Origin of the sequence: Desulfatibacillum alkenivorans DSM 16219 (genome assembly GCF_900142135.1) — a bacterium.
Classification (GTDB): domain Bacteria; phylum Desulfobacterota; class Desulfobacteria; order Desulfobacterales; family Desulfatibacillaceae; genus Desulfatibacillum; species Desulfatibacillum alkenivorans.
In genome coordinates this window covers 123,397-137,992 of the sequence record NZ_FQZU01000009.1, presented here as the reverse complement: position 1 = coordinate 137,992, position 14,596 = coordinate 123,397, and the positions used below count along the sequence as shown (strand labels likewise).

The following is a 14,596-nucleotide window of genomic DNA, read 5'->3' as shown; positions in this document are numbered from 1 at the left end:
ATTTAGTACTATCAACAATTTTTCAAGATCTTTTTCCCCGGCGCCAGGCAAGCCGCTGGTTTCGGGCCAGGCTGCCCCTCAATTCGTTGATAATTGTCCGGGCGCGGCGTTCCGGCGGTTCTTGTGGTGACTTACGGAAACCGGGAGTACCAAGACGCCCTTCTGGAGCTCCATGACATCGCGGCGGAGCAGGGATTTATCCCTGTTGCAGGCGGGGCTTTTGTCGCCGAACACTCCTATTCCCTGCCCTCGCGGCCCATCGCCCACGGCAGGCCGGATGCGAACGATATAGCGGCGGCCAAGGATTTCGGCGCGCAAATCAAAAAGTAGTTGGATGGCGTGGACAGTATAGATAATTTGGAAAAAATCACTATTCCGGGAAACACGCCTTATGTGGAGCCAGTCAACCTGGGTATGATCAAACAGGCCCGAGCAGTGGTTTCCCTGACTCCTGAAACGGATATGGACAAGTGCGGACAGTGCGGGCTTTGCGCCGAGGTATGCCCCGCAAACGCCATTGATCCCGACGACGTTTCTCAAATCAATAAATGGGAATGCATGATCTGCTTTGCGTGCATCAAGTTCTGCCCAAACCAGGCGAAGCAAATGACCGACCCCAATTTCAATGGGGCGATCGGCCAATTGCAAGCCGCCTGTCAGATTAGAAAAGAACCGGAACTGTTTCTTTGATCAAGTCAAAACCTCCAGGGCCGTAAAACGCTTACGGCCCCGGAGCGCAGTCCTTAGTTGGCCGTCTCGTACGCCACGGCCTGGCCGGCCATGGGGTCTTCGCGCAATTTTTTTATATCCCGAAGGGGCGGAGCGCCGAACATACGGCTGTATTCCCGGCTGAACTGGGAGGGGCTTTCGTATCCGACCCGAAAGGAGGCGGTTGCCGCGTCCAGGCGATCGGTCAGCATCAGGCGCCGGGCCTCGTGAAGCCGCAGCCATTTCTGGAATTGCAAAGGGCTCATGGCGGTCAAGGCGCGAAAGTGATGATGAAAGGTGGACGGGCTCATCCCGGTCTGGGCGGCGAGGTCGCCTACCTTCAAGGGTTCCTCGTAGTTTTCCTTCAGCCAGTCAATGGCCTTGGCCACCTGGTGGCTTTGGCTTCCCACCGAGGCAATATGCCGGAGGCGCGGCCCTTGCTCGCCCACCAGCAGCCTGTACAGGATTTCCTTTTGGATAAGCGGGGCCAGGATGGGAATGTCCTCGGGCTGGTCCAGCAAATTGACCAGCCTGTGGAAGGCGCTTAGCAGCGGCGCGGAAAGCTCGCTGACGGCGATCCCCCGGCCTTCCTGGGGCGCACGGGGCGCGGGCAGGTTGCTGTCCACCATCATCTGGGCGATGGAGCGCTGCTTGAACCTCAGCATCAGGCCCAGGTAAGGCTTTTTCGGGCTGGCCTCCATGATTTGGGCGGTGACCGGCAGATCCAGGGAAGTCAGCAAAAAATGGTTTGCATCGTAATAGAAGACGTCATCTCCTAAAAACACCCTTTTCGATCCCTGGGCGATCAGGCAAATGCTGGGTTCGTGCATGTAGCTTGTCCGCTCGGTGGGCTCTTCCCAACGCATCAGGGCAAGGGCCGGGATGGCGGTTTCCTGGGCTTCCATGGCCACGGTCAAACGGTCGATTTTTTCCACCAAGGCTGCTTTGGATTCCTCCAAATTTTCGAATTTTTCTTCCTGATCTGCGTTTTGCATATTCATAAGGGTTCTCCCCGTTTCAATTTTACGTTGCCCTTAGTTTACCAAAGCCTAACCACGCAGTTCAATCCATATATGGGCGCTTTCGGAGGATCAGGCAAAAATTGCGGAGGATCAATCTACCGCCCCCGGAATGGACAAGAGTATAAGCAAAGACAAGAAAGGGCGGTTCACCGCCCATGAACGAAAAGGAGATTAAATATGAAATTTGAATACCAAAACCCCACACGGCTTGTTTTTGGCGCCGGATCTTTGAACCAGTTGGGTGAAATTGCCGGCGAATTAGGCAAAAAGGCTTTGATCGTCACCGGCGGCGGCAGCGTCAAAAAAAACGGAACTTTTGATAAGGCGGTTTCCAGCCTGAAGGCGGCAGGAGTCGCCATGGCGGAATGCTCCGGCGTGGAGCCCAACCCGCGCATAGCCACAGTCCGTCGCGGCGCGGAAATCGCCCGCAAGGAAGGCTGCGACATTATCATCGCCCTGGGCGGCGGAAGCGCCATGGACGCCTCCAAGGTCATGGCGGCGGCCGTATATTATGACGGCGATCCCTGGGATATGATTTTTCACGGGCAGCCCGATCCTTATTTTCCGACCAAGGCGCTGCCCATTATTACGGTTCCCACGCTGGCGGCGACCGGATCGGAAATGAACTGCGGCGCGGTCATCACCAACGAGGAGTCTTCGGAAAAATCCTTTGTCCAGGCGCCCTGCCTGTTCCCCAGCGTAGCCATAGTGGATCCGGAGCTGACCGTCAGCGTTCCCAAGGATCAGACCGCTTACGGCGTGTGCGACATCATCACCCATATCACGGAAGGCTACTTCAACTCCGCCGACAACGCGCCCGTTCAGGACCGGTTTGCGGAAGGCGCCATCCTGACGGCCATGGAATGCGGCCAAAAGGCCATCGCGGACGGGACCGACCTGGACGCGCGCACTCACGTGCAATACGCCTCCATCGTCGCCCTTAACGGCTGGATTCAGTCAGGGATCTCGGCGGGCTTCCCCGTGCATATGATCGAGCACACCGTATCCGCCTTTCATGACGTCACCCACGCCGCCGGGCTGGCGGTGATCAACCCTGCGTGGATGCGCTTTGCGGCCAAGTCCAACACGGCCAAATTCGTGCAGTTCGGGGAACGGATTTTCGGCGTGAAGGCAAAAGGCGCCGACGACCTGGACGCTGCGATGGAAGGGATTGACCGTTTTGAAGAGTTTTTAAAATCCATCGGCTGCCCCACCCGTTTTTCGGAGTTGGGAATCGACGAAAAGCTGATTGAGAAATACGCCCAGGAAACCCTGCGCATCATCTATGATGAAGACGGGAACCTGCCCGGCCTTCCCCCTATGAGCGAAGCGGATATTATCGGGGTGCTGCGGGCGGCTCTGTAGCGCAGCCTATTTGGGCGCCTGCAAAAATTGTTAAAATTTTCGCCCTATGCGAAAGTCTGGCGAGAAAAGGAGAAATACGATGAAAGAAAATAGTTATGCCGGTTTTAAAATAGCCGCAGCAATAATCATGGGCGTGCTCTTTTCCGTGACAGCAGTTTCCGCGGCGGACGCCCCGGAATGGGACAAGACCTTTGCCTTGAGCGACAAGGTCCAGCACGAAAAAGTGACCTATCCCAACAGATACGGGCTCACTATCGCAGCGGACATGTATCTGCCCAAGAACATGGACAAGTCCAAAAAATATGCGGCCATTCTCGTTGGCACGCCGTACGGCGGAGTCAAAGAGCAGGGCGCGGGCATTTACGCCCAGACCATGGCGGAAAGAGGCTTTGCGGCCGTGGCCTTTGACGAGTCCTATAACGGCGAAAGCAGCGGCCAGCCCAGACACCTTTCCTCTCCCGATATCTTTGTGGAGGATTTCAGCGCCGGCGTGGATTTTCTGGGAACCCGCCCCTTTGTGGACCGGAATAAAATCGGTGTGATCGGCATTTGCGGCAGCGGCGCCTTTGCCCTTAGCGCCGCGCAGGTGGATCAACGCATCAAGGCTGTGGCCGCCGCCAGTATGTACGATATGAGCCGTGTAATCCGCCAAGGATGGAAAGACGGCATGACCGGCGAACAGCGCACCCAAATGCTCGGGGAGCTTAGCGAGCAGCGCTGGAAGGATTTTGAAAACGGAAGTCCTTTGCTGCCTCCGGGGTTCCCCAGCGAGCCGGCGGCTTCCCTTCCGGAAGGATTGGATCCCATCTCCAGCGAGTTTTTTGAGTATTACGGCATGGAGCGGGGACATCACCCCAGATCGCACGGTCCGTTTACGGCGACCAGCAACATGGCTTTCATGAATTTTTCACTGAACGCGCACATCAAGGATATTTCGCCCAGGCCCATTTTATTCATCATGGGCGAAAACGCGCACTCCCGGTATTTCACGGAAGACGCCTATGAAATGGCGGCTGAGCCCAAGGAACTGGTCATCGTCCCGGGCGCCAGGCACATTGACCTGTACGACAGGACCGATAGGATTCCCTTTGACAAATTGGAAGCCTTTTTCGGCAGTCACTTGAATTAGCGTTAAGGCTGCATCAAGGAAGGAACGAAACATGAAAGTAAGCACCCTCTCAGTTTTTTTAGCGGTTTTTCTGCTGCTTCCAGGTTTTGCAATCAGCGGGGAGGAAAACACCATGGACAAGAAACACGCATTAAGCCAAAGACAGCAATGCATCGTCCCTATTGCCGCGTTCACCGCGGACGGCGATCTGGACCGCCTGAAACCGGCGTTGAGCAAAGGCCTGGACGCAGGCCTGACCATCAACGAAATCAATGAAATTCTGGCGCATCTTTACGCCTATGTGGGATTTCCCCGGAGCCTGAACGGCCTGCACACCTTTATAGGCGTGGTGGACGAGCGGAAAGCCAAGGGCATGAAGGACGTTCAGGGCAAGGAAGCCAGCCCAGTTCCCGTAGACATGAACAAGGACGAATACGGCGCCAAAGTAAGGGCGAAGCTGGCCGGCCTGGAGCAGGACATTTCAGGCGCCAGATGGCAGACCTTCGCGCCCATCTTCGACGTTTTCCTGAAAGAGCACTTGTTTGCGGATCTTTTCGCACGGGATGTAATCAGTCATCAGGACAGGGAGCTAACCACCATCGCCGCTCTGGCCAACCTGAAAGGCGCGGAGGGGCAGCTTGCCTTTCACCTGGGAGCCGCCATGAACAACGGACTGACCGAAGGGCAAATGAAAGGCTTTATTGCCGTGCTTGAGACCGAGGTGGGCAAGGCCCAGGCCGATAGCGCCCGGAATATCCTGACAGCGGTTCTGGAAAAGAGATAGGGCGAACAAGGTAAACCCTCTATTCCAAAAGGAGAAACCTGTGAAACGCTTTTTATCCCTCTTCATTGCCGGGTTGATATTGTGTGCACTCACTGTTTACTCACAAGCATCAGAGAGGCAAACGGCCATGAAAATTAGCGTGACGGAAATCGGAAAGACCACAATATTCCAATTAAACAACAGTAATGCGGCCAGGGAATTGGCCGCCCAACTTCCCTTAAGCATCAAGGTGGAAAACTACGGCGGCATTGAAAAAATTTTCTACCCGCCTAAGAAGCTGGATACAAAAAATACGCCTCGAGCAAACGCCGTTGCTGGAACCCTGGCCTATTACGCCCCCTGGGGAGACGTAGTGATGTTCTACGACGATTTCGGCTCCGCTTCCGGCTTATATGAATTGGGCCATGCCGTGGATGGAAGCGAAAACATACGCGGAATGTCCGGTGAGATACAGATTGAAACAGTCGACGCCCCGTAACCAAATGAAGTACAAATAACCTAAGCTGGCTTTCTTTGGCTTTGCATGGGAGAAAGAAAAATGAACATGGATGAAGTTAAAAAAATGGCGATTTTCCCTATAGGGGATAAATTTGACAGCGAGAACTTTAATGGGACAGTATGGTTGAAGATGCTGACGCCGTTTGACTCGGCCCTTCCTGTGGCCAATGTCACTTTTGAGCCCGGATGCCGCAATTCCTGGCACAAGCACCAGGGCGGCCAGCTTCTGTTGGTGACCGGCGGCAGGGGCTACTATCAGGCTTGGGGCGAACCGGCCCGGGAATTGCGCCCCGGAGACGTGGTGGAAATTCCGGCGGACGTCAAGCACTGGCACGGCGCCGCCAGGGACTGTTGGTTTGTGCACCTGGCCATAGAACTTTTTCCGGAAAAAGGCCCGGCGACCTGGCTGGAGCCTGTTTCGGACGATGAATACAACGCGTTAAAATAAGGAGAGTACTCCATGGGCATTTCAGAAAAGGCGAAAAAAAACTACCAAGACCTGTTCCCGGGCCGAAAATCCGCGCTTCATGACACGGACCCTGAGTTGATGGAGATTTTCGACAATTTCGCCTTTGATGAAGTGCTTGAATACGGAAACCTGGATACGCGCACCCGGATGATAGTGCTCCTGGCGTCCCTCATCGCCCAGCCGGCTTTGGCCCAGTACAAAATCATGCTGGACGCCGCCCTGAACGCGGGGGTTACGCCTGTGGAGATCAAGGAGATCGTATACCAGTCCACCCAATACGTAGGCATGGCCAGAACCCTGGATTTTTTAAACGCGACAAACGACCTTTTTAAGAGCCGGGGCGTCAAGCTGCCCGGTGAAGGGCAGACGACAGTCACGCCCGAAACCGCCTTTGACAAAGGCCGGGCGCTCTTGAATTCGGTTTTTGGGGAGATGATCGAAGAAAATTACCAAAAGGCCCCTGAAAATCAAAAGCACATCCAGCACTATTTGTTCGGGAACTGCTTTGGCAAATATTACACCCGAAGCGGCCTGGACATAAAAATGCGGGAACTGGTCACATTCGCCTTTCTTGCCTCCATGGGCGGGTGCGAGCCGCAATTGAAAGCTCACATCAAGGGAAACCTCCGCGTGGGCAACGACAAAGAGACCCTGCTGAGCGTGCTCACCCAATTGCTGCCTTACCTCGGCTATCCCAGGATGTTCAACGCCCTGGCCTGCGTGAACGAGGTCATTCCAGAAAATACGTAAACGTCCCGCCCTCCCTCCGGCGGCCCGCATGAAACCGGCGCTGATTCTTACCCCATGACGGGCAAGGATCGACCAAGGGTTCTTGCCATTTAAAGCAAGCGCGAGTATAAGAAACGCATCTGAGTTTTTTAGAAGTCTTTGCGAGGATATTCATATATCCTTATCTGTTTCGCCGGAGGACGCATGTCGGAAAGAGTCCAAATGACCAAAGCCGCTGGGATTGTAGGCGGCGCGACAGCCATCTCCCGGGTGTTGGGCTACGTCCGGGACGCGGTTATGGCCTACTTTTTCGGCACATCCATTGCCCTGGACGCCTTCCTTGTGGCCTTTCGCATTCCTAATCTGCTTCGCAGGCTTTTTGCAGAGGGCTCCCTGACCATTGCGTTCGTGCCGGTTTTTTCCGAATACCTGGAAAAAAAGGGGCATGAGGAAGCCATGCGCATGGCGGGCGCGGCTTTTCGTGTGCTGGCCCTGATTCTGGCCGGCCTGACCGTGCTTGGGGTGATATTTGCGCCTCAGGTGGTTATGGTTCTGGCGCCGGGATTCGCCAAGAACCCGGATCAATTCGCCCTGACGGTCCTTTTGACGCGCATTACTTTTCCATACATATTCTTCATTGGGCTGGTGGCATTGTGCATGGGCATATTGAACAGCATGCGGCATTTCGCCGCTCCCGCCCTGGCGCCTATTTTTTTAAACATAGCTATGATTGCCTGCGTGTATCTGTTCTTTTCCACGTTTGAGCCGCCGGTAATTTCCCTGGCTTTAGGCGTAATTATAGGCGGAGCGCTGCAACTGGCCCTGCAGTTTCCGTTTATGCATAAGAAGGGCTTTCGAGGCTGGATCAAGGGGCCATTGAGCCACCCGGGCATCAAAAGGGTGGCGGTGCTCATGGGGCCTGCGGTGCTTGGCGCCGGGGTGTATCAAGTGTACATCATTGTAGGAACGATCCTGGCTTCCATGCTGCCCGAGGGAAGTGTGTCCTATCTGTATTACGCCGACAGGCTGACCCAGTTGCCTTTAGGGATTTTCGGCATATCCCTGGCCACGGCGGCGCTGCCCAGCTTTTCGCGCCAGGCGGCCAACAAGGACATGGAAGGCCTGAAAGACAGCTTTGGCTACGCCATTCGGATCATCATGTTCGTGAATCTGCCGGCCACGGTGGGGCTGATCGTCCTGGCGCAGCCTATTGTGGGATTATTGTTCGAAAGGGGCGCTTTTGGCGCTGAGGCCACGCTGCATACAGCCCATGCGCTTATTTACTTTGTATTGGGGCTATGCGCCATTTCAGGCGCACGGATTGTGGTGTCCATGCTGTACGCGCTCCAGGACACGGTCACGCCGGTGCGCGTGGCGCTATTGTCTTTGGTCGCCTATCTGGCCTTTTCCATGGCTTTGATGAAGCCCCTGCTCCATGGCGGGCTTGCTTTGGCGGCGACCTTATCATCGGCGTTAAGCCTTGCGTTGCTTACGTATCACCTTCGACGGAAAATCGGGCCTTTGGGCGGCCGGAAAATTTTAAAATCCGTCATGGGCTCGTTGGCTGCGTCAATGGGAATGGGAGCGGCCGTCTACATTTCCGCGCATTTTGCAGGAGTTCTGGCCCAGGGACAAGTGGGGCCCGCCCAACTGACCTTGAGGACCATGCTGTGCATTGGGGCGGGAATTGTGGTATATGTGGGTTTGGCCAGCGTTTTTTGTAAAAAGGAATTCCAGGCAATGTGGAGTCTGGTTGACAAGAGGGTAAAACGCCGTGGATAAATTCCATAATCTTGCAATTACGGGCCTTTTAATCTTGGTTTCCGTGTTGTTCTTTTTCCTTGCCTTTGGAAATCGCGGACTGGTGGACATGTATAACCTGAAAAGGGAAGCCGCCAGGCTGCATGAAGCCAATCAGGACCTGGAAAAAGAGAACGACCGGCTTCGCAGGACCATGTATCGCCTTTTGGAAGATCGCGATTACTTGGAAAGCGTAGCCCGAAAAGAACTTGGCATGGTTGGGAAAGACGAACTCGTATATGATTTTAAGGACGATAATCCAAGCAGCCGCAAAAAAGGAGACGAAAATCCGGCTCAATGACCATTACCATAGACCACAAAAATGGAAAGGTCCTCCTTATTCCAGAGCCCGACGGGGCGAAAACAATCCAAGTTTTCACCAGCGGGGCTTCCAAACCCGATAAAAAATGGACCACTTCCTATCATCCTGATCTAATCCGGGCCGTTCTGGACGCCAAAGGACCGGCCTTTCTCTGCGATGAAATCCGCCGTGACGAGGACCCGCTACACACGCCAGGCTTGTTAAAAAAGAGCATACTGGCCTATTTTGATAAGCAGTATTTGAACGGCAAACGCATTTTGGATTTCGGCTGCGGCAGCGGCGCATCCGCCATGGCGCTTAAACGCATGTTTCCCCAGGCACATATCGTAGGGGTGGAACGATCGCCTAAGCTATTGAAAATCGCCGAGTTGCGCACAAAGCATTATGGGTTTAAGAATATTGAATTTCTAATGTCTCCGTCTGACGACCAATTGCCCTCCGGCCTGGGTGAATTCGACATGGTGCTGCTAAACGCGGTTTTCGAGCATCTCTTGCCCAACGAACGCCAGGATCTTACAACCAAACTGTGGGACGCGGTTACCCCCGGAGGATGCATGCTGGTAACGGAAACCCCTTATAGATGGTTTCCCATCGAAACCCACACGACAGGGCTGCCTTTAATCAACTATCTTCCAAAGGCAGCGGCCGCGCTAATGGCCAGACGGTTTTCATCCCGTGTGAAAAATGAGGAGCCTTGGCAAGCTCTTTTGCGCCGGGGAATACGAGGCGCCACGGTCAAAGAGGTTTATAAAATTTTGAAAAATCACGATCCTCACGCCCGGATTATGCAACCTCGGCCAGGAATCAGGTCACCCCATCAAGTATGGCTGGAGGCGGCTTCGGAGCGCAACATGAAGACGCCCATGATGCTCGCCGTGAAGTCTGTCAGATTTCTTACCGCCAAAACCGGCCTGGGGGTTTCCCCTTACATCTGCTTTGCCGTACAAAAAGAAAGCGCAAGCATCTAATGCCTGAACCAATTCGCCTTTTGCATATTATTACGACTACAGACACCGGCGGCGCCGAGGCAATGCTGGCCAAACTATGCAAAAGCCTGGACAAAGACAAATTCGCCTGCCGGGTGGTCAGCATGGTTCATGCCGGCCCTATAGCCAAGGACATAGCCGAAAGCGGCGTCCAGGTGGACAGCCTGGAATTAGACCTTGGCAGGCCTAAGCCCGGGGCGTTTTTCCGTTTGGTGCAAATCATCCGGAAATTCAAACCTCACGTGGTGCAATCATGGCTTTATCATGCCGACTTTTTAAACCTTTTCGCCTCCCGCCTGAGCTCCCGCGCCCGGATTGCATGGAATGTCCGTAATTCCAATATAGATTTTTCCCAATACAACCGGCTGACGGAATGGGTGGTGAAGTCCTGCGCCCTGTTGTCCCGGTTTCCCGACGCGGTAATAGCCAACTCCTACTGCGGCCGGGACTTGCATTTAAAAATGGGATACAAGTGCAAACGGTTTGAAGTCATACCCAACGGATTTGACCTGGAACGGTTTTCCCGAAATGAGGCGGCAGGCGCGAAAATCCGTGGAGAACTGGGCATAGGCGCCGCGGATCCGGTTTTGGTCATGTTCGCCAGGCAGGATCCCATGAAGGATCACGCCACTCTGCTGAAGGCGACGGACCTCCTTAGACGTGACTTTCCTGAAATCAGGCTTATTCTTTGCGGGGACAGGGTTGACCCTGGCAACGCGGCATTGTACGGGATAGTGAACGAACTTGGCCTGGAGAAAAATGCGTTCCTGTTGGGAAGAAGGCGCGACGTGCCGGAGATCCTGTCGGCGGCCGACGTCTCGGTGCTGAGTTCCTACGGAGAGGGCTTTCCAAACGTGGTTGGAGAGGCCATGGCCTGCCAGGTTCCTGTTGCGGCGAATAACGTAGGCGACACGGTCCAGGTAATCGGCCCCACAGGGCGCATCGTTCCTAATGAGGACGCAGCCGCCCTTGCCGGAGCGATCAAGGAGATCCTGAGTCTTTCCGTCCAGGAAAAGCAGGAGCTTGGGCTGGCGGCGCGGCGCAGGATTGAGGAGCTGTATTCCCTGGAGGCTATTGTTAAACAGTATGAAGACTTTTACACCAGTTTGGTTATTTAGGAGCTTTTAAATGGCGAAAAAAATCGCCTTGGTTTCGCGGTGCGCGTGGACCTTATATAATTTCAGAGCCGGGCTTATGCGCGTATTAAAAAGTCAGGGGCATGAAGTCCTGGGCGGCGGCGCCAGGGGCGGCGGATTCGCCGCTAAAATCCGGGCGATCGGCGTGCCTTTTAAAAATCTTCCTTTGGACATGAAGGGCATCAACCCTGTGTCTGATATCGGCTTTTTTCTGGCCATGTTTTTTTGGTATCGGAAGGAAAAGCCGGACATCGCCCACCATTTCACGATTAAGCCGGTAATTTACGGGAGCATAGCGGCCCGTTTGGCCGGCGCGCCCAGGGTAATCGCCGCTATTACAGGCTTGGGCTACGTGTTTACAGGGTCGGGAAACCCGCTGCTGCAAACCTTGGTGGAGTTCATGTACCGGGCTGCCTTTATGTGCTGCGACCATGTATTTTTTCTCAATCCCAGCGATAGGGATTTTTTCGTCTCCAAAGGGATTATTGAAGAAAATAAGGCCGGGCTGCTTCCCGGGGAAGGCGTGGACTGCGCCCATTTTGACGGAGGGCTTTTTCCCGCTCCCGCCCCCGAAGAACCGCCCGTAATTTTGATGGTGGCGCGCCTGTTGAAGGATAAAGGCATCTACGAATATGTGGAGGCGGCCCGCATCGCCGCAGAAAGAGGTTCGAACGCCCGGTTTTGCCTTTTGGGCGGAAGGGACGAACGCAATCCCACCGTGGTGGACGCCCGGGACCTGGAAGAATGGATCAAAACCGGCGTGGTGGAGTGGTTTGGCGAGACAGAGGACGTACGCCCGTTCATCGCATCGGCGAGCATTGTCGTGCTGCCCTCGTATAGGGAGGGAGCGCCCCGGTCATTGATGGAAGCCTCGGCCATGTCCCGCCCTGTGGTCGCCACCAATGTGGTCGGCTGCCGGGATGTGGTGATGGACGGAAAAACCGGCTTGCTGACGCCTTTGAAGGATTCCCAAGCCCTGGCGGAGGCAATTCTTTACTTGCTGGACAACCCGGAGAAAGCGGAGGAAATGGGGCGGCAGGGCCGATCCTTTATTCTCAACAAGTATTCGGAACAGATCGTAATTGACAGTATCCTGAAAATATATGATGAATAGGCATGAAAACTGACATCTGCCAAGTTATGCATATTCTGTTTGTTTGATCAGGAAGTTTTCTTGGGAGCCTAAACCGGCTCCCTCAATTAAAAAAGCGCGGAGGTTCTACCATGATACGGAAGCAAGGTTTTCAACACGGCATTCTTCTTCTGGCGCTCGTTCTGGCAATCCTTTTTTCTGCATCAGCATGTAAATCCATGAATTTTGAAAACGGAGGATCATCAGGCTCCGTAGCACCGTCTCCGCCTGAGCCGTCCCCTGTTTATTATGATTTTGACGACGTCCTGATTCCTCAGGAGCTTAAGCTGGACAAGGACAATTGCTTTGTGTACCGGGCTTCCGGAATTTCCGCCGGGGTGCTGGTCCTGACCGGCAGGGTTGAAGTGAATTCCCTGGTGGCGTTTTTTGAAAATAACATGATCAAGGACAACTGGGCGCTGGTGAGCGTCGTGAGAACGCCCAGGACCCTCATGCTTTTCAGGAAGGAAAACCGCACCTGCGTAATCACTATCCGCGGAACGTCCATCACCACCAACTTGGAGGTGTGGGTTGCCCCAGGCAGTGAAATGGCCCCTGGCGCCGGTCTGCTCAAGGAGTCGGGCTTGGCTGAATAGGAGGGTCATCGTGTACCATAGCCCCTTGGCTGGCAAAACCATTGTTCTTGGCGTCTCCGGCGGCATTGCTGCGTACAAAAGCGTGGAGCTTGTCCGGATTTTAACCACGGCGGGCGCTCTTGTACGCGTTGTCATGACCCGAAGCGCCCAGCAATTCGTGGGTCCGGCCACCTTTCAGGCCCTGACCGAGCAGCCTGTCTATACGGACATGTGGCAGCAAGACGAGGACAACTCCATCCGCCATGTGGCCTGGGCGCAGGAAGCGGACGCTTTGATCATCGCTCCCGCCACGGCCAACATTATTGGAAAAATGGCCCACGGCATTGCGGACGACCCATTGTCCACCCTGGTGTTGGCGGCGGTTTGCCCCAAGCTGGTTTGTCCGGCCATGAACACCAAGATGTTCGAAAACTCTATTGTCCAGGAGAACCTGGCCAAATTGGGATCGCACGGATTTTCCGTGATGGCGCCCGGCGCGGGATTTTTGGCCTGCGGCGACACAGGTCCTGGCAGGCTTCCCGATCCTGAAAAAATCGCCGACAGACTAATGAAGCTGTTGACCAAGCAGGACCTGAAAGGCAAGTGCGTGCTGGTTTCCGCCGGGCCCACCAGGGAGCCCATCGACCCTGTCCGATATATCAGCAATCCGTCTACGGGTAAAATGGGCTACGCCATAGCCAGGGCGGCGGAGCATCGCGGCGCCAAGGTAATCCTTGTAACAGGCCCTGTAAGCATCAGTCCTCCCGAAAATGTTGAAATCCATCAAGTCATGACTGCCCTGGAAATGGCCGAGGTGGTCCTGGCTCAGGCGGAGCGTGCGGACATCGTCATCAAGACCGCTGCAGTGGGGGATTATCGTTGTGAAACGGAAGCCGAACAGAAAATTAAAAAGACCGGCGATTGCATGACCTTGGATCTTGTTCCCAACCCCGATATTTTATTGGAGCTGGGCAAGAGAAAAGGGAAAATGGTTTTAATCGGCTTTGCTGCAGAGACTGAAAAATTAACCGCCCACGCCCAGGAGAAGCTGCGGAAAAAGAACCTGGACATGATCGCTGCAAACCTGATCGGCCCCAGCGACTCCGGATTTGGGGCGGACACCAATAAAATTACCTGCTTTTCGTGCGGAGGCGCCTCTGAAACCCTGGGGCTGATGAGCAAGGAGGCTGCGGCCCACGCAATCCTGGACAAGGCTACGGATTTTCTGCCTGAATGCGGGGTCTCCTGATGGCTGCTCAGGTTTCCGTTGCTGAAATCGCCCAATCCATAGCCAAGCATTTGCGTTTATTGTCCGGCCAGGGAATCGCCGGGTTTGATTGCAGCCAGGAGACTCAGGCTCTTCTAAAGCAAGGATTTCACCAAAAAGGATCAGGGCCTAAGGCGGCCGGCGCTGGTTTGGAGGCGGAAGCGCTTAGCTGTACGGAGTGCCCTTTGCACAAGGGCCGCATAAACGGCGTATTCGCGCAAGGCGACCCGGAGTCCCCCCTTATGCTGGCGGGCATTGCGCCGGGAATGGAAGAGAGCAAAGCGGGCCTGCCTTTTCAGGGCGAAGTCGGGGGTTTGCTGGACAATATCCTCAAGGCCATGGGAATGACCCGGGACGATGTGTACCTATGCAATCTGGTGAAATGCCCCGTGCCAGAAGGGGAATTGCCTGCCCCTGAGTGTTTGCGGGCGTGCTCCCGATTTTTCAGAAAACAGGTGGAAGCAGTCAGGCCCCAGGTTATTTGCGCCTTCGGCCAGATAACGGCGGAGGCTATTTTAAAGCAGGACCTGCCCTACTCCCGAGTCCGCGGCCAGTTTCAACCTTACCTGGGCATGCGGGTTATGCCCACCTTTCATCCCCGGGAGTTATTGACAGCTCCGAAAAAAAAACGCGCAGTATGGCAGGATATGCAAGCCATAATGCGCGCTCTTGGAAAGCCTTTGTCTTAGGCGCTG

17 protein-coding genes are annotated in these 14,596 nt (G+C 54.8%); 16 read left to right on the top strand and 1 reads right to left on the bottom strand.

Features of this window, described 5'->3' with window-relative positions; all coding sequences use genetic code 11:
• Positions 1 to 123 precede the first annotated feature (123 nt).
• Both BUE18_RS10100 and BUE18_RS10095 read left to right on the top strand, forming a co-directional pair.
• Complete coding sequence (locus BUE18_RS10100) at positions 124 to 330, top strand: hypothetical protein (RefSeq protein WP_139264673.1); 207 nt, start codon at positions 124 to 126, stop codon at positions 328 to 330.
• Between the two features lie 9 nt (positions 331 to 339).
• Positions 340 to 690, top strand: a complete 351-nt coding sequence (locus tag BUE18_RS10095; protein ID WP_139264672.1) for a 4Fe-4S binding protein — start codon at positions 340 to 342, stop codon at positions 688 to 690.
• Positions 691 to 743: 53 nt separating this feature from the next.
• On the opposite strand, the gene BUE18_RS10090 is transcribed toward BUE18_RS10095, so the two are convergent.
• Positions 744 to 1,709, bottom strand: coding sequence for an AraC family transcriptional regulator (locus tag BUE18_RS10090; RefSeq protein WP_073475361.1), 966 nt, complete (start codon positions 1,707 to 1,709; stop codon positions 744 to 746).
• A gap of 198 nt (positions 1,710 to 1,907) precedes the next feature.
• Here BUE18_RS10090 and BUE18_RS10085 point away from each other — a divergent pair, with 198 nt between their 5' ends.
• The 14 genes from BUE18_RS10085 (at position 1,908) to BUE18_RS10025 (ending at position 14,590) form a co-directional block, all read left to right on the top strand.
• Positions 1,908 to 3,095, top strand: a complete 1,188-nt coding sequence (locus BUE18_RS10085; protein WP_073475359.1) for an iron-containing alcohol dehydrogenase — start codon at positions 1,908 to 1,910, stop codon at positions 3,093 to 3,095.
• A 79-nt stretch (positions 3,096 to 3,174) separates the two neighbouring features.
• Positions 3,175 to 4,224, top strand: a complete 1,050-nt coding sequence (locus BUE18_RS10080; protein WP_083610916.1) for an alpha/beta hydrolase — start codon at positions 3,175 to 3,177, stop codon at positions 4,222 to 4,224.
• Positions 4,225 to 4,255: 31 nt separating this feature from the next.
• A complete protein-coding gene (locus tag BUE18_RS10075; protein ID WP_073475357.1) occupies positions 4,256 to 4,987 on the top strand; it encodes a carboxymuconolactone decarboxylase family protein in 732 nt (243 codons plus the stop codon).
• Positions 4,988 to 5,114: 127 nt separating this feature from the next.
• Entirely contained in the window at positions 5,115 to 5,465 is a 351-nt protein-coding gene (locus BUE18_RS10070) for a cyclophilin-like fold protein (protein WP_139264671.1), read from the top strand.
• A gap of 60 nt (positions 5,466 to 5,525) precedes the next feature.
• Positions 5,526 to 5,933: a cupin domain-containing protein gene (locus tag BUE18_RS28270; RefSeq protein ID WP_211482795.1), complete on the top strand. Its 408-nt coding sequence runs from the start codon at positions 5,526 to 5,528 to the stop codon at positions 5,931 to 5,933.
• A gap of 12 nt (positions 5,934 to 5,945) precedes the next feature.
• Positions 5,946 to 6,704: a carboxymuconolactone decarboxylase family protein gene (locus BUE18_RS28265; protein ID WP_211482794.1), complete on the top strand. Its 759-nt coding sequence runs from the start codon at positions 5,946 to 5,948 to the stop codon at positions 6,702 to 6,704.
• 183 nt (positions 6,705 to 6,887) lie between these two features.
• Entirely contained in the window at positions 6,888 to 8,465 is a 1,578-nt protein-coding gene (gene murJ / locus BUE18_RS10060) for a murein biosynthesis integral membrane protein MurJ (protein WP_073475354.1), read from the top strand.
• A complete protein-coding gene (locus BUE18_RS10055; protein ID WP_073475352.1) occupies positions 8,458 to 8,784 on the top strand; it encodes an FtsB family cell division protein in 327 nt (108 codons plus the stop codon). Before murJ ends, BUE18_RS10055 begins: the two co-directional genes overlap by 8 nt.
• On the top strand, positions 8,781 to 9,773 hold the full coding sequence (locus BUE18_RS10050; protein WP_073475350.1) for a class I SAM-dependent methyltransferase: 993 nt from the start codon (positions 8,781 to 8,783) through the stop codon (positions 9,771 to 9,773). The genes BUE18_RS10055 and BUE18_RS10050 overlap by 4 nt, the downstream gene beginning before the upstream one ends.
• Positions 9,773 to 10,909: a glycosyltransferase gene (locus BUE18_RS10045; RefSeq protein ID WP_170868321.1), complete on the top strand. Its 1,137-nt coding sequence runs from the start codon at positions 9,773 to 9,775 to the stop codon at positions 10,907 to 10,909. Before BUE18_RS10050 ends, BUE18_RS10045 begins: the two co-directional genes overlap by 1 nt.
• Before the next feature lie 10 nt (positions 10,910 to 10,919).
• On the top strand, positions 10,920 to 12,041 hold the full coding sequence (locus BUE18_RS10040; RefSeq protein ID WP_073475347.1) for a glycosyltransferase family 4 protein: 1,122 nt from the start codon (positions 10,920 to 10,922) through the stop codon (positions 12,039 to 12,041).
• Between the two features lie 110 nt (positions 12,042 to 12,151).
• On the top strand, positions 12,152 to 12,655 hold the full coding sequence (locus BUE18_RS10035; RefSeq protein WP_073475346.1) for a hypothetical protein: 504 nt from the start codon (positions 12,152 to 12,154) through the stop codon (positions 12,653 to 12,655).
• A 10-nt stretch (positions 12,656 to 12,665) separates the two neighbouring features.
• Positions 12,666 to 13,883, top strand: a complete 1,218-nt coding sequence (gene coaBC / locus BUE18_RS10030) for a bifunctional phosphopantothenoylcysteine decarboxylase/phosphopantothenate--cysteine ligase CoaBC (RefSeq protein ID WP_073475344.1) — start codon at positions 12,666 to 12,668, stop codon at positions 13,881 to 13,883.
• On the top strand, positions 13,883 to 14,590 hold the full coding sequence (locus BUE18_RS10025) for a uracil-DNA glycosylase (protein ID WP_170868320.1): 708 nt from the start codon (positions 13,883 to 13,885) through the stop codon (positions 14,588 to 14,590). The genes coaBC and BUE18_RS10025 overlap by 1 nt, the downstream gene beginning before the upstream one ends.
• Positions 14,591 to 14,596: the final 6 nt, after the last annotated feature.

Bases quoted from the DNA above. Each gene is read 5' to 3' on its own strand.
- BUE18_RS28265 (WP_211482794.1), top strand. From the start codon at position 5,946: ATGGGCATTTCAGAAAAGGCGAAAAAAAACTACCAAGACCTGTTCCCG.
- BUE18_RS10050 (WP_073475350.1), top strand. From the start codon at position 8,781: ATGACCATTACCATAGACCACAAAAATGGAAAGGTCCTCCTTATTCCA.
- BUE18_RS10035 (WP_073475346.1), top strand. From the start codon at position 12,152: ATGATACGGAAGCAAGGTTTTCAACACGGCATTCTTCTTCTGGCGCTC.
- BUE18_RS10070 (WP_139264671.1), top strand. From the start codon at position 5,115: ATGAAAATTAGCGTGACGGAAATCGGAAAGACCACAATATTCCAATTA.
- BUE18_RS10090 (WP_073475361.1), bottom strand. From the start codon at position 1,709: ATGAATATGCAAAACGCAGATCAGGAAGAAAAATTCGAAAATTTGGAG.
- murJ (WP_073475354.1), top strand. From the start codon at position 6,888: ATGTCGGAAAGAGTCCAAATGACCAAAGCCGCTGGGATTGTAGGCGGC.
- BUE18_RS10080 (WP_083610916.1), top strand. From the start codon at position 3,175: ATGAAAGAAAATAGTTATGCCGGTTTTAAAATAGCCGCAGCAATAATC.
- BUE18_RS10045 (WP_170868321.1), top strand. From the start codon at position 9,773: ATGCCTGAACCAATTCGCCTTTTGCATATTATTACGACTACAGACACC.
- BUE18_RS10040 (WP_073475347.1), top strand. From the start codon at position 10,920: ATGGCGAAAAAAATCGCCTTGGTTTCGCGGTGCGCGTGGACCTTATAT.
- BUE18_RS28270 (WP_211482795.1), top strand. From the start codon at position 5,526: ATGAACATGGATGAAGTTAAAAAAATGGCGATTTTCCCTATAGGGGAT.
- BUE18_RS10075 (WP_073475357.1), top strand. From the start codon at position 4,256: ATGAAAGTAAGCACCCTCTCAGTTTTTTTAGCGGTTTTTCTGCTGCTT.
- BUE18_RS10085 (WP_073475359.1), top strand. From the start codon at position 1,908: ATGAAATTTGAATACCAAAACCCCACACGGCTTGTTTTTGGCGCCGGA.
- BUE18_RS10025 (WP_170868320.1), top strand. From the start codon at position 13,883: ATGGCTGCTCAGGTTTCCGTTGCTGAAATCGCCCAATCCATAGCCAAG.